This window comes from Streptomyces sp. NRRL F-5126 (assembly GCF_000721265.1).
In the GTDB taxonomy this organism is placed as follows: domain Bacteria; phylum Actinomycetota; class Actinomycetes; order Streptomycetales; family Streptomycetaceae; genus Streptomyces.
In genome coordinates this window covers 786,045-805,689 of the sequence record NZ_JOFZ01000001.1, presented here as the reverse complement: position 1 = coordinate 805,689, position 19,645 = coordinate 786,045, and the positions used below count along the sequence as shown (strand labels likewise).

Here is a 19,645-nt window from a genome sequence, read left to right as displayed (position 1 = left end):
GGATGCCATGACGCGCCTCAGGGCGTGCGCGTGACGCCCTGCGCGGGCTGCGCGCTCAGCCCGGGGTGGCGCGGGCACGAGGCGACGGCAAGCAGCGGCCAGAGCGACTGGGTGAAGGTCAGCACGCGCTCGGCCACGCCCGCCGCGCCGCCGTCCTTGAGCTCGTACCAGAACCAGGCGGCGCAGACCCACATCGCCGCGCTGGCCGCGGCCGCCATGGCGGGCCGGAAACCCCACGGCGGGCGCCCGCCGCGCACCGCGAGCACCGGCCACAGCGCCAGCAGCGAGAACCCCACGGCGGCGACCACGCCGTGCCGCAGCGAACCCCCGCTCGGCGGCGCGGGGAACACGATCAGGGCCAGCGCCGTCAGGCCGCCCGTCCCCAGGGCGAGCCGCCCGGCGAGCGCGGCGGCGCGCAGCCCGACGGCCGTGACGAGGTAGCAGACGCCCAGCGCGAACTCGGCCGTCGTCATCACCCAGTACCCGCCCGCACCGTCCGAGGCCAGGATGCTGATGGTCTGGGAGACGGGGTCGTAGCCGGGGTCCATCATCAGCTCGCCGATACTCCAGCCGCAGACGAGCAGCACGGGGGCGGACAGCGACGCGAGCCGGACCCACCAGGGAGCAATCCACATCAAAGCACCATAAAACGATCTACTGCCCGGCCCGTGCCCCGCCACGGCCGCCGCCTCCGTACGGCGGCTACCCCGCAGGTGGCGCCCCCGCGCCTGCGCGAGAATGGCCGGCACGGGACGCAGCAGCAATCGCAGGGAGAGCGCCATGGAGCCGGGCCGCACAGGTGCCGCCGGCGGCCGGACAGGCCACACAGGCCGCACCGGCCGCACCGGCGCCGCCGGCGGCCACGCGTCCGACGACCCGTTCGTACGGGTCAGGGGCGCGCGCCAGCACAACCTGCGCGCCGTGGACGTGGACGTCCCGCGCGGCGCGCTGACCGTGTTCACCGGCGTCTCGGGCTCCGGCAAGTCGTCGCTCGCGTTCGGCACGCTGTACGCGGAGGCCCAGCGCCGGTACTTCGAGTCGGTCGCGCCGTACGCCCGCCGGCTGATCCACCAGGTCGGCGCGGTGCGCGTCGACGAGATCACCGGGCTGCCGCCCGCGGTGGCGCTCCAGCAGCGGCGCTCCACGCCGGGCTCGCGCTCGTCGGTCGGCACCGTCACGACGCTGTCGAACCTGCTGCGGATGCTGTTCTCGCGCGCGGGCACCTACCCGCGGGACGCGAAGGACCGCCTGGACTCCGACGCCTTCTCGCCGAACACCGCGACCGGCGCCTGCCCGGAGTGCCACGGGCTCGGCGTGGTGCACCGCGTCACCGAGCGGTCCCTCGTGCCCGACCCGTCCCTGACCATCCGTGAACACGCCATCGCCGCCTGGCCCGGCGCGTGGCAGGGCAAGAACCTGCGCGACGTCGTGGCCGCACTCGGCTACGACATCGACCGGCCGTGGCGCGAGCTGCCGCAGGGGGACCGCGACTGGATCCTCTTCAGCGACGAGCAGCCGGTCGTGACCGTCGACCCGGTGCGCGAGGCGGGCCGGGTGCAGCGCCCCTACCAGGGCAGGTTCATGAGCGCGGAGCGCTACGTCATGCGCGCGTTCTCCGAGTCGAAGAGCGCGGCCACGCGCCGGCGGATGCTGCGCCACCTGGAGAGCGCTGCCTGCCCCGTGTGCCACGGCAGGCGGCTGGGGCAGGACGCGCTGGCCGTCACCTTCGCCGGGCACGACATCGCGCACTTCACCGCCATGCCGCTGGACGACCTCGCCGCGGCCCTGCTGCCGACGGCCGAACCGGACGAGCCGACGGCGGCGGTGGGTTCGTCCGGCTCGGGGGAGTCCACGCAGGCCGAGGTCGCGCTCGCGCGCGACCTCGTCGCCCGCATCGGCGTCCTGACCGGCCTCGGCCTCGGCTACCTCAGCATGGACCGCGCCACGCCCACGCTCTCGCCGGGCGAGCTGCAGCGGCTGCGGCTCGCGACGCAGCTGCGCTCGGGCCTCTTCGGCGTCGTCTACGTACTCGACGAACCGTCGGCGGGGCTGCATCCCGCGGACACCGAGCCGCTGCTCGCGGTGCTCGAAGGGCTGCGGGCCGGGGGCAACTCGCTCTTCGTCGTCGAGCACGACATGGAGGTGGCGCGCCGCGCGGACTGGCTCGTCGACGTGGGCCCGGGCGCCGGACGGTACGGCGGCCGCGTCCTCTACAGCGGGCCCGTGCGGGGCCTGGCGGACGTGGCGGAGTCGGCGACCCGCCCGTACCTGTTCCCGGCGGACGGCGAGAACTCCAGGGCCGAGCGCACGCCCCGCACGCCCCGTACCCCGTCAGGATGGCTGCGGCTGCGCGGCGTCACCCGGCACAACCTGCGCGGCCTCGACGTGGACGTGCCGCTCGGCGTCCTCACCGCGGTGACCGGGGTGTCGGGCTCGGGCAAGTCGACGCTGGTCGGCCAGGTACTCGCCGACGTGGCCACGGCCCACCTGCACGCGGCGGGCACGGACGGGGACAAGGACGGGGACGATTACGGCGAAGGCCAGGACACCGACGGCAACGGCGAGGGCGACGAGACGGCGGCCCTCGGCACCGCCCCCGCGGACCCCGTGGTGACCGCCGTGGAGGGCCTCGACGTCGCGGACCGCCTCGTGCGCGTCGACCAGAAGCCCATCGGCCGCACCCCGCGCTCCAACCTGGCCACGTACACGGGCCTGTTCGACGCGGTACGCGGCGTCTTCGCCGCCACCGAGGCGGCGCGGGCGCGCGGTTACACGCGCGGACGGTTCTCGTTCAACGTGGCGTCGGGCCGCTGCGAGACGTGCCAGGGCGAGGGCTTCGTCGCCGTGGAGCTGCTGTTCCTGCCCGGCACGTACGCGCCCTGCCCGACGTGCCACGGCGCCCGCTACAACCCCGAGACGCTGGAGATCACCTACCGGGGCCTGACCATCGCCGAGGTGCTCGACCTGTCCGTGGACGCGGCGGCGGACTTCTTCGCCGACGTGCCCGCCGCCTCCCGCGGCCTGCGCACCCTCCAGGACGTCGGCCTCGGCTACCTGCACCTGGGGCAGCCCGCGACCGAGCTGTCCGGCGGCGAGGCGCAGCGCATCAAGCTCGCCGCCGAGCTGCAGCGGGCGCGCAGGGGCCACACCCTCTACCTGCTCGACGAACCGACCACGGGACTGCACCCCGCGGACACCGAGCTGCTGATGCGCCGGCTGAACGGCCTGGTCGACGCGGGCAACACGGTGGTGCTCGTGGAGCACGACATGGCGGTGGTGGCGGGCGCCGACTGGGTCCTCGACCTGGGCCCGGGCGCGGGCGACGCGGGCGGGCGCGTCGTCGCCGCGGGCCCGCCACGGGAGGTGGCACGCGCCCGGGACAGCCGTACGGCCCCGTACCTGGCCCGCCACCTGCCGGGCTGACGGCCCCGGGGGCCGGATCCGGCGATCCCGGCCGGGTACGGCGATCCCGCGTACGGGCGCGCGGGCAGGACCCTCAGTGTCGATCGGGTGACATCAACGGCAGGGCGCGCCGCCGGGACGGCAGCGGCGATCCAGTGTGGCGACTGCATGCAGTCATCCCACTTCGACCGCCGATCGGGAGGAAAACGACCGATGCGACAGAGCCCGCTGGCCGGCCGCTATCCCGCGGTGGCGGCCATGGTGGTGTTCGCCCTGGTGCCGTACCTGGCGCTCTCGGCCGCGCTGGGACCCCTCATGCCGCGCATCGCCGGAGAGCTGGGCATGAGCCTCCAGGCGATGAACGTGACGACGGGCATGTCCAACGCCGGCTACGCCGTGGGAACGGTGCTGGCCGTGCAGCTCGCCCAGCGCCGGCCGCAGCGGCGGATGCTGCTCGTCTACGGCTGCCTGCTGGTGATCGGCTCGGTGCTCACCGCGGCGGCCACCGACCCGGCGATGTTCATCGTCGGGCACGTGCTGCAGGGCCTGTGCACCAGCCTGCTGCTGATCGCCGCCGTACCGCCGCTGATCATCGACTATCCGGCGGCCAGGCTGCGGGTGACGGTGGTGGTCCTGAACGTGTGCGTCTTCGGAGCGGTCGCGCTCGGCCCTGTCGTCGGCGGCATCCAGGCCGATACCGACGACTGGCGGCCGTTGTTCTGGATCATCGCCGGGATCGCCTTCGCCGCGCTCGTGCTGTCGATCCTGACCTTCCGGGACACGCCGCCGGTCGATCGTGGCGCGCCGATCGACTACGTCGCGCTCGCGCTGGCCACCGTCGGGTGCGTGGCTTCGTTCTTCGGCGCCTCGTGGCTGCTCGACCACCCCTTCCTCGACGCGGCGGCCTGCGGGCCGCTGCTCGGCGGGCTGCTGCTGATCGTCGTCCTGTTCTGCTACGAATACCGGGCGAAGAACCCGCTCCTGTGCGTCAGGAGTCTGGTCAGCACGTTCCCGGTGGCCGGAGTCGTCGCCGCGATCTGTGCGGCCGCCGCGTCGGTGTCGGCGACCTCGCTGACCCTGACCTCGCTCGCGCCCCGCCACACCCCCCTGGGCCTGGGGCTGCTCTACCTGCCCGAGTTCGGCGGTGCGGTGGTCACCGCGGCCGCCTTCGGCGTCATCTTCCGTACCCGCTTTCTGCACCTCTACGTCCTCATCGGCATGGGCTTCCTGATCGCGGGCAGCGTGGTCTTCAACGTGACCACTCCGCCCACGGCCGTGCTCACCGCCCTGGGCTCAGGACTGGTCGGCGTCGGCGTCGGCGCGGCAGTGGTGCCGGCGCTGTTCATCGCCGGATTCTCCCTGCGCTCCAACAACGTGCAGCGCGTGTTCGCGATCATCGAGCTGCTCCGGGCGGTGGCGGCGTTCCTGATCGCCCCGGTTCTGCTGTACATCGCCGCCACCACCGGGAGCGACACCGATTCGGGTACGAGGACGGCGCTGTGGATCTGCCTCGGCATCTCCGTCGCGGGTGCGGTGCTCGCCGTCGCCGTGTACATGGCCGGCGGGGTGAGCCGTCCGCCGAAGCCGTCGGTGGAGACGTGGATGGGCGGTGAAAGGCCGGGATGGGACTCCCCGGTGCTCTTCGCCCGGTTCAGGCCGGGAAAAGAGCCGGAGGAATACTGTCCGTAGCCGCGGGCCGTGCGGGGCTGCCCGACCGGGGCGCTAGCCCTCACGCGCCGCTACCCGAGCGCGGCGAGGAAACCGAGCGTGCGCTCCGTCAGCAGCGCCGCGGCCTTCTCGTCGTACGCCTCAAGACCGCTGTCCGCGAACAGGTGCCCGTCGCCCGGGTAGAGGTACAACTCGGCGTCGGGCGCCGACGCGACGAGCTCGCGGGCCGCGTCCACGTCGCCCTCGTCCATGAAGTACGGGTCGCGGTCCATGCTGTGGATCCGCACCGGCACCGACGGCGGCCACGCCCCGCCGAACTCCGAGGCGGGGACGCACGAGTGGAACAGCAGCGCCCCCTTCGCCCCTGCCCTGGTCTGCGCGAGCGCCTGCGCCGGCAGCACGCCGGCAGAGAACCCGGCGTACACGAGCCCCGCCGGCAGCGCGTCGGCCGCGGTGCGCCCGCGCTCGACGAGCGTGGCGAACCCGGTCCTCCGCGCGTAGGCGGCGCCGTCGCCGAGGTCGTCGAAGACCTTCCCCTCGTACAGGTCGGGCACGTGGACGGTGTGGCCCGCCCGCTCCAGCGTCCGAGCGAACGCGCGGACGCCCCGCGTCAGCCCGTGCGCATGGTGGAACAGCAGTACCTCGGCCATGGGGCCCTCCTCCGTGTGGCGGAGCCCGGCGGCCCCGGCACCACGGAGTATCGCCGGTGCCACTGACAGCGCGAGCCGACCGCCACGCGACGAGCCTTGGACTTTGAACGTTTCATATCGCCGTCCGCGGGCAAGGGGCGCGGCGGCGCGGCGAGTTGATCGACATCGATCTGTGTCACGGCTCTTGTCCACGCACAAGAGGTGACGGTAAGACATCTCCGAACAATGAAACGTTTTCATTGAGGAGGTGTCACCATGCTCACAGCTGGACACCGAAGAGGCCGGCGCAAGCGTGCGGGGACGCTGGCCGTGCTCGTCGCGGCGGCGATGGCCCTACCCGCCGCGGCCTCGGCGCATCCCGCGTCCGCGGTGCCGACCACGCACGTCGCGCATCCCGCTGCTCCCCCTCACCCCGCGCCGCCGCCGGCACGGCCGACCACCGCCGGTTCCCCGCTCGCGCCGACGGCCCTCCGCCTCGACGGGCAGGCGTCCGACGTGCTGCTCGACCGATCACGGCCCGAGTTCGCCTGGACGGTGCGCGACAAGGGCCGTGACGAGGCGCAGACCGCCTACGAGATCCGCGTCTCCCCAAGCCCCGGGCGGGAAGAGGCGTCCGGCCACGGCAAGGGCCACGGCAAGGACCACCACGGCGCGAGCGGCTGGGACTCCGGCCGCGTGCGCTCCGCGAACTCCACCGCCGTCACCTACTCGGGGCCCGCGCTCGCCTCCGACCACACCTACACCTGGTCCGTCAGGACGTGGAACAAGCAGGGCAAGGCGTCCCCCTGGTCCGCGCGCGCCTCCTTCGACGTCGGGCTGCCCAAGCCCGCCGACTGGTCGGCCTGGTGGCTGCGGGTCGACGACGGCGCCTACACGCGCGGCGACTTCACCCTCACCAAACCGGTGGCCCGGGCCCGCCTGTACTTCGGGGCGCAGGGCGTGGTCGAGCCCCATCTCAACGGCGCGAGACTGCGATCCACCGAGGTCCTGGACTCCTCGGTCACGGACTACGACTCCCGGGTGCTCTACCGCGACCTGGACGTCACCTCCCGACTCGGAAAAGGACGCAACACCCTCGCCATGATGGCCGGCAAGGGGCAGTTCAGCGGCCAACCCGTGTTCGCCGCGCAGCTCGACGTCACCTACACCGACGGCTCCACCGCGGCCTTCGGCACCGGCCCTTCCTGGAAGACGGCCGCGGGCCCCGTCACGGGCGACGACTTCTGGTACGGCGAGACGTACGACGCGCGCAGGAGCGTGCCCGGCTGGGACACCACCGGGTTCGACGACAGCGGCTGGGCGCCCGTGCGCGCCTTGTTCCCCGTCGCACACCCGAAGAGCCTGGCCGAGGGCAAGCCCGTCACCGCCCTCGACACCACGACCACCGCGGGGTGGTCGCCGCCCGCACTCACCGACGGGATCGACGGCTCGGTCGACGCCTCGGAGGGCTACCACTCGCGGATCGAGTCGAGCGGGGACACCACCAAGTGGGTCCAGACCGACCTCGGCGCCGACAAGCACCTGCGCACCATCCGGCTCTTCCCGGCGAGGCCCACCAACGACACGGCCGGTGACCTGCCCGGCGACGGCTTCCCCGTGCGCTACAAGGTCCAGGTCGGCGACGACCCGACGTTCGCGGACGCCACCACCGTCGCCGACCGCACCGGCGCCGACCAGCCGAACCCCGGCGCCTCGCCCGTCGACCTCCCCGTCGACGTCACGGGCCGCTACATCCGGGTGACCGCCACCGAACTGCCGTGCACGAGCGCGGGATGCACGTTCCGTCTGGCCGAACTCGGCGCGTACGGCGCCCACTCCACGACCACGTTCGACGCGATGACCACACCCCGGGCGGACGTGACACCCCCCACCCGCGTCGTCCGGACGTTCAAGCCGGTCGCGCAGACGCGGCCCGCCGCGGGGACGCGCGTCTACGACTTCGGCCAGAACCGCACCGGATGGGTCACCGTGCGGGCCACCGCCCCCGCCGGCACCACGGTGGACATCAAACAGGGTGAGATCCTCGACGCGCACGGCCAGGTGTCCACGGCCAACATCAGCTTCTCCGACGCCGATGCGCCGCGGCAGACCAACCACTACACGTTCGACGGCTCGGGTGCGCAGACGTACGCACCGCACTTCACGTACGCCGGCTTCCGCTACGCCGAACTCAAGGGGCTGCCCGACGACGCCGACGTCACGGTCACCGCGCAGGCCGTGCACACCGATGTCCCGGTCACCGGGCGGTTCACCACGTCCGATCCGCTGCTGAACAAGATCCAGGGCGCAGTGGCGCAGACCCAGCTCAACGACCTGCAATCCATCCCGGTGGACTGCCCCACCCGCGAGCGGCACGGCTGGCTCGGCGACGCGGGCGACACCGACCGGGAGGCCATGAGCAACTTCGACATGCAGTCCTTCTACGACAAGTGGCTCGGGGACGTCCGCACCAGCGCCAACGCCGACGGCAGCATCCCGTCCGTGGCGCCCGCCAACGGCGGCCAGAACTCCTGGGCCACCGACCCCGCGTGGGGCACGGCGTACCCGGAGATCATCTGGCACGACTACACCCAGTACGGCAGCACCCGGCCGATCACGGAGAACTACGCGCGGGTGAAGGCGTGGGTCGACTACCTCGCCACCATCAGCGACGCCGACCACGTCGTGGTCCACTCCCCGACGGCCTGGGGCGACGACTGGCAGGCCTCCGTCAGCACACCGCACTCCTACTTCCAGACCGCGTTCTACTACCTCGACGCCACCTTGCTCGCGAAGATGGCCGCCGTCACGGGACACACCGCCGACGCCACCCGCTACACCGCACTCGCCGGGCAGGTGAAGGCCGGGTTCCTGAAGCGCTACTTCGACGCCAGGTCGGGCGTCTTCGGCAACGGCTCCCAACTCTCCTACGCCATGCCGCTGGTCCTCGGCCTGGTCCCGGACAACCAGCGGGCGACCGCCGTCGACCGGCTGGTACAGGACGTCGCCGCACACGACGACCACGTCACCACCGGGTTCGTCGGCACCACCTACGTCTTCCAGGCGCTCGCCATGTACGGACGCAACGACGTCGCGCTCGCCGTGGCGCAGCGCCACGACGCCCCGAGCTTCGGGTACATGGTGGACAACGGCCCCGGCACCATCTGGGAGAAGTGGCCCGACTCGTCCGCCGCCGACGGCACGTCGTCCAAGGACCACATCGGCCTGGCCGGCTCCATCGGCCAGTGGTACTATCAGCAGCTCGCCGGCATCCAACCGGACAGCGGCGGCGCCGGCTACCGCCACCTCACGCTGGCGCCGAGCGTCGTCGGCGACCTCACCCACGTGTCGGCGACGCAGCGGACCGTCCGCGGCATCGTCGAAAGCTCCTGGCGGCGCGACGGGACGAAACTCACCTACCACGCCGTCGTCCCCGTCGGCGCGACGGCGACGATCGAGTTGCCGCTGCTGGGCGGGACCGGATCCACGGTCCGCGAGGGCGGCCACACCGTCTATGCCGCGGGCCGCCACCCGCAGACGGACCCCGGCCTGTCTGTGGGCGGGGCGAACGGCCAGGCGCTGACCCTGACCGCGGGCTCGGGCGACTACACCTTCACGGTCACGGCGCCCCGGACCCCCGTCACGCACCTGTCCCTGACAGCGGGGACCGCCGCGCCCGTCAGCGCGGGCACATCCGTGGACGTGCGCGTCGCGGTCGAGGGCTCCTCCACCGGTGCGGCCGGTGCGGCCGGTGCGCGGCTGACGGCGCGGGTGCCGGACGGCTGGTCCGCCACCGCTTCCCCGGCGAAGATCTCTCTGACACCGGCGCGGTCGGTCACACTCGCCACCGTGCGGATCGCGGTGCCGGCCGACGCGGCAGGGGACTCCTATCCGGTGTCGCTGAGCGTGCGGGCGCAGGACGGCACGGTCGCCACCGGCACCGTCACCGTCCCGGTGTTCGGCCGCTGGGCGGACGGCACCACGGCGGCCGCGTCGAGCTCGCACGCGCCCAACGTCGTGGGCGGCGCGACACGCACCTACGACGCCGCCAACGCCATCGACGGGAACACGTCCACCTTCTGGAACGACGACACGCAGAACGCCTACCCGGACATACTGACCGTCACCGGCCCGTCCGCGAAGCAGCTGGGCGGTGTGGAAGTCGTCTCGTTCCCGGACGGTGTGCCCACCGACTTCACCGTCCAGACCTGGGACGGCACGGAGTGGACGACGCAGGCGACGGTGGCGGGCAACTCCTCCGTCGTCCGGCGGATCGCGTTCGCGGCACCGGTGGAGACCACGCGTGTGCGGGTGGTGGTCACCGGCACCCAGGACGGCTTCTCCCGCATCGCGGAACTCGCGCCCTGACAGGGACGCGTCCCGTACGCGCCGTGCTCGCCGCCCCGGGCCCGACCCGGGGCGGCGAGCACGGCGCGTACGGGCCGAACACGGCGGGGCCGCCCCGTCCCACACCGAAAGTGGGCGGATCAGTCGACCAGCCCGTGGCGCCACGCCCAGGCGATGAGCGCGGCGCGGTCCTCCATGACCAGCTTGGCGAGTACGTGGTTGATGTGCGTCTTGACCGTCGCCTCACCGACGACCATCTCCCGTGCCACCTGGCGGTTGTTGAGGCCCTGCGCCACGAGCCGCACGACGTCGATCTCCCGCCGGGTGAGCCCCTCCGCCGCCTCCGGGACCCCCGGCGACGACGGGGGCGGCGGCACGGACGAAGCCGTGGCCGAAGAGGCGGAAGAGGCCGAAGAGGCGGAAGAGGCAGGCGATGCCGACGCGGGGGCCGACGCGGCAGCAGCGGCATCCGGGTCACCGACGAGAAGCTGGACGAGCCGCTGCTGCACCGCCGGGTCGAGCACCGTACGCCCGGCCGCCACGTCACGCACCGCCGCCAGCAGCGCCTCGCTCGTCGCGTCCTTCGTCAGGTACCCGACGGCGCCCGCGCGCAGCGCCGGGAGCACCGCGTCGTCGTCCGCGTACGTGGTGAGGATCAGCACCCGGGCACGCAGCCCGGAGGCCGCGATCTCGGCCGCCACGCCCGAGCCGTCGAGTTCGGGCATCCGCAGGTCGACGAGGGCGACGTCGGGCCGCGTGTCCGTCGCGAGGCGCACGGCGGTGCGCCCGTCGCCGGCCTCGCCGACCACCTCGATGTCGTCGGCGGACGACAGGAGCATCACGAGCCCGTCGCGCACCACTGCCTGGTCGTCGGCCACCAGCACCCGGATCGTCACCGCTGCGCCCTCCCCTCGGCGCCGGCCTCAGGCGGCGCGCCCTGCGGCCCCGCCGGCCGGGGCGAGCCCGCACCGCGGGCCATGTCCGTCCCGTTGCCCACGGGGACCCGTACGTCGATCCGCCAGCCCGGGCCGCCAGGCGCGCGCCCCGCCGTCAGGGACCCGCCGACGGCCTCCACCCGCTCGGCCATGCTGCGCAGGCCGGTACCGCTGCCCTTCACACCCGACGGGCGGCGCCCCGTCGGCAGCCCCTCGTCCCGCACGCCGACCCGCAACTCCCGCTCGTCCCACACCACACGCACGTCGATGGCGCTCCCGGTCGCGTAGCGCGCCGCGTTGGTCATCGCCTCCTGCACGGCACGGTACACGGCGTGCCCCGTCTCGGGCCCGACGTGGCCCGGCCGGCCGCTGACGTGCAGCCGCGCCTCGCCGGGGAAGCCCTCGACGAGCGTGCGCAGGTCGTCCACACCGCGCGGGTGGGCGGTGCGCAGCGCGCCGACCGCGGCGCGCGCCTCCTGGACGCCGTCGCGGGCGAGCCCGGCGGCGCGGTCGAGCGGTTCGGCCAGCCAGTCGGGGGCGCCCTTGCCCGCGGCGGTCGCGCGGATGCCCTGCAACTGCACGGACAGGCCCGCCAGGCTGTGCGCGAGCACGTCGTGCATCTCCCGCGCGATCCTGGTGCGTTCCTCGGTAGCCGCCGCTTCCTGGAGCGCCTGGCGCGACGCCTCCACCTCGGCCAGCAGCGAGACCGCGCGGTCGCGCTCGGCCTGCAGCGCCGCGTGCTCGACCATGCGGTCCGCGATGAACCAGGCGCCCACACCCGCCAGCAGCCCGGCCACGCTGCCCGAGACCACCACGATCGCGACACCGAACGCGACCGCGACCGCCGCGACCCCGGCGTTGCGCACGGGCCCCGCCGGCAGGCTCAACGGCAGCGCGGACGCCCCGGCCAGCACGGGGACGGAGCCGAGCCCGCTCGGCGCGAGCACCGTGATGGCGAGCCCCGCACCGACGGTGACCAGCGCGGCGGTCGCCGCCACGTACGTCGGCGTGACCCGCCTGGCCACCACCATGCCGAGCTCCGCGACGAGCATCAGCACACCGACCACGACCCGGAGCGTCGTGGTCGAGGCCGCGACGACGGAGACGGCCCCGCACGCCACCATCACAGAGCCCCCGATGAGCGCGCGATCGAAGGGCCGTTCGCGCCATCCGATTGGCCAGTGCCTGGTCAGCATCCGCCTCGTCCTGCCTGTCCGAGGCCGGTGCCCGTCGTCGGGCACCGGCCGGTGTGTCCTGTCCACCACTGAATCACGCCCGGGGCCGGATCCGTCCGGCCCCGCGGTCCGCCGGTCAGACGTAGCTGCCGGTGCGGGGCGCGACCTGCGCCGCGGCGGCGTCGTCCGCCGCGTTCTTGCCGCGTGCGAGGAGCAGCTGGCCCCGGGCGACGATCGTGCCGATACGGACGACGACCTCGCAGAGCGCCATCAGGAGGAGGGCCGCGACCCACGCCTGGGAGCTGGTGATGTCGTGCGCCACGGAGAAGTTGCCGACGTGCTGGGCGCCGGACGGGTGGGAGGTCCACATGGCGAAGCCGAGGCGGAAGCCCATGCTGATCACCCACAGGGCTGCCGCGGTGTAGGTCGCCTTGATGTGGATGTGGCCGCCGATGTCGCGGACGCGGGTGAGGAAGCCGCCGGCGAGGCCGAACGCGATCCCGATGCCGGTGAAGGTCGCGATCAGCGCGATGTCGTTCCCGGCGGTGGGAATGTCGCGCAGGTAGTGGTAGCCGACCCATCCGATGATCGCCAGCGGCATGAGGATCGTGCGCGCTGTGAGCCGTTCACCGCGCAGCTGCAGGACGACGATGAGGAGGAGGGCGATGTCGACGAGCCAGTCCGTTGTGTTCATGGCCTCGACTATTCGCCGATCGGGCCCGCAGTCCTTCAACCCATGGGTGGAACCCGGGTGGAAACCGGGGTGGAGGCCGCCGCCGCCCTCACGCGTGCGCGGGCACGCCGCCTGCGCCAGGTGCGGATCCCCGCCGCGAGACCGAGCAGCGCGAGGAGGACGCCCACCGTCTCGTAGAGGCCGGGCGTCGCCCAGGACGGCCCCGGCCACACCGACACGGCGACCCGCGCGGTGTCATTGGCGGCCGTGGTGTCACGGCTGGGGTGCTTGGCGTCACCGTCGGTCACGCGTACACGCCCGCCCGTGTGCGCGGCGTCGTCGTCGTCGATACGGAGGGTGAACGGGAAGGTCGTGGTGGTGCCTGCCGTCCCGGCCTCCTGTGCCGTGCACACGTACCGCCGGGCACTCGGCTGCCGCGCGGACGCCTCGGCGAGTGGTTTGCCGCTGGGGCCGAGGGCGCGGCACCGCTGGTCGTACACCTCCTCGTCGGCGTAGGGGTCGTACGGGGACGACACGACGGTCGTGCCCCGCGGCACCGTGAACTCGACCTTGACCGGTGCGGGCAGGTCACCGGGCCCGTCGTTGCGCACACCGACGCGCACGTCGGCACGGCTGCCGACGGGCCCCCGCGCGGTGCCGGCGAGGGCGACGAGGTCGCTGTGGCTGCGCACGGGCACCTCAAGCACCGCGGGGTTGCCGCCCGCGCCCTTCGCGGCGCCCGCGTCCTGTCCGCCGCCGGGGACGAGGCCGATCGCGGGTCCGTCGCCGTGGTGGTACTGCGACGCGATCTCGTCCGGGGGCACGTAGTCGGCGCCGATGGCGGCCGCCTCGAACGAGACGCGCGGGTACATGGCGTCGGAGGCGGCGCGCAGCGTCTCCGGCGTCCTGAGATGGTAGGAGCCGCCAGGAGGAATGGTCACGTCACCGGCAGGCAACCGGCACCAAGCCGAACCACCCCCTTTGTAGCGGCAGTTGCTGTGCCTGTCGCCAAAGACAAACCCATGGCGCACGTCCATGAAGAACGACACGCCACGAGCGGGCAGATCGCCGCTGTTGTGCAAGGTCAGCGAAACCTCCACCCGGCCGCCCGGGTCCACCTGACCCCGATCCGCATGGGCGGTCGCCTGGATCTCCGGCTTCCCGACCACGATGACGGTGTGCCCGGTGACGTCCGCCCGCCCGGGCACGGCCACCCGGTAGCGCAGCACACCCGAGTCGCCCGCCGTGGCGCCCTTCGCCGGGCTGAGGTGGAAGGACTGGCCGACCTGCGCCTGGTTGTGCGTCCCCTGCCCCGAGCAGTGGAAGACGGGCAGGCGGACGGGACAGGCGTCCAGGCCCGTCCGGATGGCGACGACGCCCTTGAGGTCACTGGCGTCGAAGGTGACGTCGAGATCGCCGATCCACTTCTCCCACACGCTCAGATCGGTGTGCCGGTCCGCGCCGCGCGGCACGTACACAACGGCCGGCGCGTCGATCTCCGGCGCGTCCGCGGCGCCTGCCGCCGCAGGCCGCACACCCCCGGCAACGACGGCGGCCGCCACGAGCAGCACCCCGGCGACGACCCGCCACGCACCGCCCACCCGGCACCCGCCCGCACGCCTGAACCCGGCCCCACTCAACGTGTCCACCACGAGCACCCTGCCAACCCCACGTCACACCCGGGCCTCGGAACGGTCACAGCCCCTTGGCGCCTTGGCCCCTTGCCGCAGCGGCGGAGCCGGCCCACGCTCGAACCGTGCGTTGACTAGGCCGAACAGCCGTGCGACGGTGAGGGTGCGCACCCCTCGTGAGCACCGGGAACTGGAGGAATACCGCCGTGAGCTACGGAAAAGACGACGCCCGCCCGACCGTGGCCCGCAGCCTGACGCCGGACCAGGTGGAGCTCTTCGAGAAGGGCTTCGCCGCCCGGCCCGCGAACCGGCTGATGCAGAACGCCGTCACCCAGACGCCGGTGGACGACGTCGCCCTCGACCGGCGGGTCGTCACCGGCATCGACCACTCGGTCTCCCACCACCTGGACGACTGGAAGGTCACCAACCAGAAGAAGAGCGGGCGCTGCTGGATGTTCGCGGGCCTCAACCTGCTGCGCGTCGGCGCGGCCGAGGAAATGGGCCTGAAGGACTTCGAGTTCTCGCAGAACTACACGCTCTGGTGGGACAAGTTCGAGCGGGCGAACCACTTCCTCGAGGCGATCATCGAGACGGCCGCCCGTGACGTGGACGACCGCACGGTGGGGCGCCTGCTGACCGACCCGATCGGCGACGGCGGGCAGTGGAACATGTTCGTGGCGCTCGTCGCCAAGCACGGCCTCGTACCCAAGTCGGCCATGCCCGAGACGGACAGCTCCTCCTCGACGCACGCCATGAACCGCGCCCTGGAGACCCTGCTCCGCCAGGGAGCCCGCGACCTGCGCGCACAGGCGTCCGAGGGCGTCGAGGCGCAGCGGGAGCACAAGCGCGACATCCTGGCCGCCGTCCACCGCGTGCTCAGCATCCACCTCGGCACGCCGCCGCAGCGGTTCCTGTGGCAGTGGGAGGACAAGGACAAGGAGTTCCACCGCGACGGCTGGCTCACCCCGGCCGAGTTCGCGGCCAAGTACGTGCGGCTGCCGCTGGACGAGTACGTCTGCCTGGTGCACGACCCGCGCGAGTCGAGCCCGGTGGGCCGCACCTTCACCGTCGAGTACCTCGGCAACATCGTGGACGCCCCGCCGGTCGTGTACCTGAACGGGCGGATCGAGCTGCTCAAGAAGCTGGCGATGGACGCGATCGTCGGCGGCGAGCCGGTGTGGTTCGGCTGCGACGTGGCGAAGATGATGCGCGCGGACGTCGGCGTCTGGGACGCCGAGCTCTTCGACTACGCGGGCGTCTACGACGCCGAGTTCACCATGGACAAGGCCGACCGGCTGGTGCTCCACGACACGGAGATGACGCACGCGATGCTGTTCACCGGCGTCGACGTCGTGGACGGCAGCCCGCGCCGCTGGCGGGTGGAGAACAGCTGGGGCGAGGACCGGGCCGACAAGGGCTTCTGGACCATGAACGACTCGTGGTTCGGCGAGCACGTCTTCGAGGTCGCGGTCAGGCGCTCCGCGCTGCCGCCGGAGATGGCCGCGGCCCTCGACCAGGAGCCGATCGTTCTCCCGGCCTGGGACCCGATGGGCGCGCTGGCCGACTGAGAACGGCGAGAAGCAAGGGCCGAGGGCGGGCCGCGCGGAACGTTCGCGCGGCCCGCCCTCGGCCGTTCCGAGCCCGTCCCCACGCAGTGATATGCATCACGAAAGTACCCAATGGGGGGTGGGCAACCACCCCCTTATGCGGCAATTGCCCACCCTGTGAGGACGGTGTGAAGCGCCCTTCACGTGCCCAACGCGCTTCCGACAACGGCGTTTCCGGTCATACGATCACCAAATCAAGCCCTGTGTGAGTGCTACCGCAGCGGCTTCCACCGCACTTTCCGCCCGCCTCCGGCCCCGTGAAGGAATCCGTTGAAGATTTCGCGAACCCTTGCCACGACCGTCGCCGCCGCCGTGACCGCGCCCGTCGTCCTGCTGTCCGCCACCCCCGCGCTCGCCGACGCCAAGCCGGCCTCCTCCACGCAGGCGCAGCAGCAGGGGGAGTCGGGCAAGCCGTCCATCGAGCAGCTCGAGAAGGCCGCCGCCAAGGCGCAGAAGGCGTACGACGACGCCGTGGCCGCGGCGAAGGCCGGAGAGGCCGCCATCGACGCCCTCAGATCCGAAGACGCGCCCCTCAACGTCGCCGCCAAGGAGGCCCAGGAGCAGGCGGACAACGCCGCCACCGTGAAGAAGGCCGACGACAAGGCGCTCGCCGACGCCAAGGCCGCGCTCGCCGCGCTGCCCGACGACGCCACGGACGAGCAGAAGGCGGCCGCACAGAAGGCCGTCACCGACGCCCAGGCCGTCGCCGAGACCGCGGCGAGGGCCAAGAAGGCCGCCGACGCCCACGCCAAAAAGGCGGTCAAGGCCCGCGAAGACGCCCGTGTCGCGGCCTTCACGGAGCTCGGCAAGCTGCAGAAGGCCGAGAAGAAGGCCCTCGCGGCGAAGAAGGCCGCCGACAAGGCGCTCGCCGACGCCGAGGCCGCGGCGGGCGGCCAGGACTGCAGCTACGAGTCCAAGCTCACCACCGCCATCACAAGGCTGCCGTCCAAGATCGCCGCGGGCTCGACGACCGACTTCGCCGTCCACGTCACCAACGGCACGGACAAGACCCTCGACAAGGTCGTCCCGCACGTCAACTTCCACGCGACGGACAAGACCGGCCGCAACATCATCGACGACGCACTGCACCTGCAGTGGTCCACCAGCTCCTCCAAGGCGTGGCAGAGCGTGGGGACCAGCGGCGACGCCGGCTCCATCAGCCCGCTGAAGGCCGGTGCGTCCGCCGACGTGAAGCTGCGCCTGAAGGTCGACGCCGACGCGCCGGCGGGCGAGGGCCTCGCCTTCGTCGCCGGCGACTACGTCCAGAACGACAAGTCCTGCGGCGGCAACCTGCCCACCGAGTACCCCTTCAAGATCGTCGCGGCAGGCGACAACGCGGGCGGCGGCGCCAAGCCCGGTGCGTCCACGTCGCCGAACGCGGGCACCAAGCCCCAGGGCGGCAAGTCCGCCACCCCGGTGACCTCGGCGACCCCGGTGGCCACCGCGACCGGCACACTCGCCCACACCGGCTCGTCCTCGGCCCTCCCGAAGCTCGCGGCGGCAGCCGGGGCCGCGGTGGCACTCGGCGCCATCGCGCTCGTCGTCGGCCGCCGCCGCAAGGCGGGCTCCGCGTCCTGACGCACCGTCACGAGGCTCAGTAGCGTGAGGGAGGGCGCCCCTGAAGAGGGGGCGCCCTCCCTCACGTCTGCGCGCTCATGTCTGTGCGCTCATGCCTGCGCCTTCACGTCTGCGCGCTCGCGGCCCGCGCCCTTGACCACGCGGTGGCGTCGACCCCGTACCGGACCAACAGCCGGGCGAACTGCACCCGTTCCTCCGGCGACCAGGCGGCGGTGATCTCCTGGAACGCGGCGCGCTGCTCGGAGGCGAAGCGGCCGCGCTCGGCCTCACCGTGCTCGGTGAGTACGAGCACGGTGCGGCGCCCGTCGGACTGCGACGCTGCCCGGCGCAGCAGCCCGTCGTCGATGCAGGCGGCGACGGTCCGGCTCGCCACCGGCTGGGCGACGCCCATCTCGGCGGCGAGGCCGCCGACGGTCGTCTCGCCCGGCGCGTCGGCGATCACGTTGAGCACGAGGTTGCGGGAGAGGTCCTTGCTCGAAGCGGGCGTGCGTCGCCGCAGGCGTGACAGTGCCGGCCCGATCTGGTCCAGCAGCGGATCGTCGGCGGGCTGCTCGGGGGAGGACGCACTGCTCATGCGGCCGATTCTAGGCCCGCGCCCCCACATTTGCATATCACTGCACAACTCCATAGCATCAGTTATGTAAATCTGAGGGAGCAAGCAACCGAGGGGCGAACCGCCATGGCAGTACCCACCGCGATCACCAACGCCCGTGTCTTCGACGGGGAGAAGACGCTCGGCATCCGCACCGTGGTCATCGACGGCGACAGGATCGCCCGTGTCGGCGGCGTCGCCCCCAGCGGCAGCGAGATCGTCGACGGCGGCGGTGCCACGCTGCTGCCTGGCCTCATCGACGCACACGTCCACTCCGCCCCCGGCTCCCTGGCGCTCGCCCTGCGCTTCGGTGTGACGACCGAGCTGGAGATGCAGGGGATGAACACGCGGGAGAACCGCGGGGCCATCACCGACGACGACACCGTGGCGGACGTGCGCTCTGCCGGCTTCGCCATCACACCGCCCGGCGGCCACCCGAGCGAGCTGATGCCGGAGGGGTTCCGCCCGAAGTGGGACCTGCCCCCGGTGATGCCGCTGATGCCCTTCTCCTCCACCCCCGAGGAGGCCGCGGCCTTCGTCCCGCAACTCCTCGCCCGCGGCTCCGACTTCATCAAGTTCATGATCGACGACGGCAGCGTGGAAGGCCACCCGGGACTGCCGTCGCTCGACCAGGCCACACTCAACGCCGGTGTGGCGGAGGCCAAGAAGTACGGGGCCCTCACCGTGGCCCACGCACTGACCGCGGAGGCCACCAGGATGGCCGCGGAAGCCGGCGTCGACGGCCTCACCCACGTCTTCATGGACCAGCCGCACACACCCGCCCTGATCGAACTCATCAGGGACGCGGGCATGTTCGTCGTCCCCTGCGTCACGCTCAACGCCTCGATGATGGGCATCACCGCCGGCGGACTCGCCGACGACCCCCGGGTTGCCGCGCGCCTCGACGGCAAGTGGGACGAGGCGCTGCGGTCCAGCTACAACCGCTACCCGCAGGGCAAGCTCGACGACGTGTACGACACGGTGCGCGCCCTGGACGCGGCAGGCGTCGACATCCTCACCGGCACGGACGTCTCCATGCCCGAGACGTTCTTCGGCGGCCTGGCACACGGGGCGAGCCTGCACCACGAGCTGCAATACCTCGTGGCGGCAGGCCTCACGCCGCCCCGGGCGCTGCGCGCGGCCACGGCGACAACGGCCCGCCGCTTCCACCTCGGCGATCGTGGCCGCATCGCGGAGGGCCTGCGCGCGGACCTCCTCCTGGTCGACGGCGACCCGACGACGACGATCACGGACACGCTCAACACCCGCGCGATCTGGCGCCGAGGCGCCCGCCTGGCCGCGTGACGCCGACGGCGCACGGCCCACCCGGAGCCGTGCGCCGCCCGCCGCCCTGCGTCCCGGGCTCGCCCGTCGCGCCGTCGCGCCGTCGCGCCTTCGCGCCGTCGCG

The 19,645-nt window shown here is 72.8% G+C and carries 13 protein-coding genes; 6 read left to right on the top strand and 7 right to left on the bottom strand.

The window, feature by feature from the left end; translation table 11 throughout:
* Positions 1-17: 17 nt before the first annotated feature.
* Entirely contained in the window at positions 18-635 is a 618-nt protein-coding gene (locus IH48_RS0103670; RefSeq protein WP_037840816.1) for a DUF998 domain-containing protein, read from the bottom strand.
* Between the two features lie 145 nt (positions 636-780).
* Here IH48_RS0103670 and IH48_RS0103665 point away from each other — a divergent pair, with 145 nt between their 5' ends.
* Both IH48_RS0103665 and IH48_RS0103660 read left to right on the top strand, forming a co-directional pair.
* On the top strand, positions 781-3,423 hold the full coding sequence (locus tag IH48_RS0103665; RefSeq protein WP_158710241.1) for an excinuclease ABC subunit UvrA: 2,643 nt from the start codon (positions 781-783) through the stop codon (positions 3,421-3,423).
* Between the two features lie 192 nt (positions 3,424-3,615).
* Positions 3,616-5,091, top strand: coding sequence for an MFS transporter (locus IH48_RS0103660; RefSeq protein WP_037840814.1), 1,476 nt, complete (start codon positions 3,616-3,618; stop codon positions 5,089-5,091).
* 50 nt (positions 5,092-5,141) lie between these two features.
* Here IH48_RS0103660 and IH48_RS0103655 read toward each other — a convergent pair whose 3' ends face one another.
* The gene (locus IH48_RS0103655; RefSeq protein WP_030898944.1) at positions 5,142-5,720 is read right to left on the bottom strand and encodes a dienelactone hydrolase family protein; all 579 of its coding nucleotides are present in this window, start codon (positions 5,718-5,720) and stop codon (positions 5,142-5,144) included.
* 255 nt (positions 5,721-5,975) lie between these two features.
* Between IH48_RS0103655 and IH48_RS0103650 the strand changes: the two genes are divergently transcribed.
* Positions 5,976-10,067, top strand: coding sequence for a family 78 glycoside hydrolase catalytic domain (locus IH48_RS0103650; protein WP_107059208.1), 4,092 nt, complete (start codon positions 5,976-5,978; stop codon positions 10,065-10,067).
* Between the two features lie 119 nt (positions 10,068-10,186).
* Here IH48_RS0103650 and IH48_RS0103645 read toward each other — a convergent pair whose 3' ends face one another.
* From IH48_RS0103645 to IH48_RS0103630, 4 genes are all read right to left on the bottom strand, one after another.
* Positions 10,187-10,942 (bottom strand): response regulator, encoded by a 756-nt coding sequence (locus IH48_RS0103645; protein WP_030898939.1) that lies wholly within the window; start codon positions 10,940-10,942, stop codon positions 10,187-10,189.
* Positions 10,939-12,105, bottom strand: coding sequence for a sensor histidine kinase (locus IH48_RS34245; RefSeq protein WP_158710240.1), 1,167 nt, complete (start codon positions 12,103-12,105; stop codon positions 10,939-10,941). Before IH48_RS34245 ends, IH48_RS0103645 begins: the two co-directional genes overlap by 4 nt.
* A gap of 187 nt (positions 12,106-12,292) precedes the next feature.
* A complete protein-coding gene (locus IH48_RS0103635) occupies positions 12,293-12,850 on the bottom strand; it encodes a hypothetical protein (RefSeq protein WP_030898932.1) in 558 nt (185 codons plus the stop codon).
* A gap of 35 nt (positions 12,851-12,885) precedes the next feature.
* Positions 12,886-14,478: a hypothetical protein gene (locus tag IH48_RS0103630; RefSeq protein ID WP_158710239.1), complete on the bottom strand. Its 1,593-nt coding sequence runs from the start codon at positions 14,476-14,478 to the stop codon at positions 12,886-12,888.
* 188 nt (positions 14,479-14,666) lie between these two features.
* Between IH48_RS0103630 and IH48_RS0103625 the strand changes: the two genes are divergently transcribed.
* Both IH48_RS0103625 and IH48_RS0103620 read left to right on the top strand, forming a co-directional pair.
* Positions 14,667-16,028: an aminopeptidase C gene (locus IH48_RS0103625; RefSeq protein ID WP_078849430.1), complete on the top strand. Its 1,362-nt coding sequence runs from the start codon at positions 14,667-14,669 to the stop codon at positions 16,026-16,028.
* Positions 16,029-16,337: 309 nt separating this feature from the next.
* The gene (locus IH48_RS0103620) at positions 16,338-17,645 is read left to right on the top strand and encodes a hypothetical protein (protein ID WP_030898924.1); all 1,308 of its coding nucleotides are present in this window, start codon (positions 16,338-16,340) and stop codon (positions 17,643-17,645) included.
* A 103-nt stretch (positions 17,646-17,748) separates the two neighbouring features.
* Here IH48_RS0103620 and IH48_RS0103615 read toward each other — a convergent pair whose 3' ends face one another.
* On the bottom strand, positions 17,749-18,219 hold the full coding sequence (locus tag IH48_RS0103615) for a MarR family winged helix-turn-helix transcriptional regulator (protein WP_030898922.1): 471 nt from the start codon (positions 18,217-18,219) through the stop codon (positions 17,749-17,751).
* Positions 18,220-18,324: 105 nt separating this feature from the next.
* Here IH48_RS0103615 and IH48_RS0103610 point away from each other — a divergent pair, with 105 nt between their 5' ends.
* Positions 18,325-19,542 (top strand): amidohydrolase family protein, encoded by a 1,218-nt coding sequence (locus tag IH48_RS0103610; protein WP_030898920.1) that lies wholly within the window; start codon positions 18,325-18,327, stop codon positions 19,540-19,542.
* The last annotated feature ends 103 nt before the right edge of the window (positions 19,543-19,645 follow it).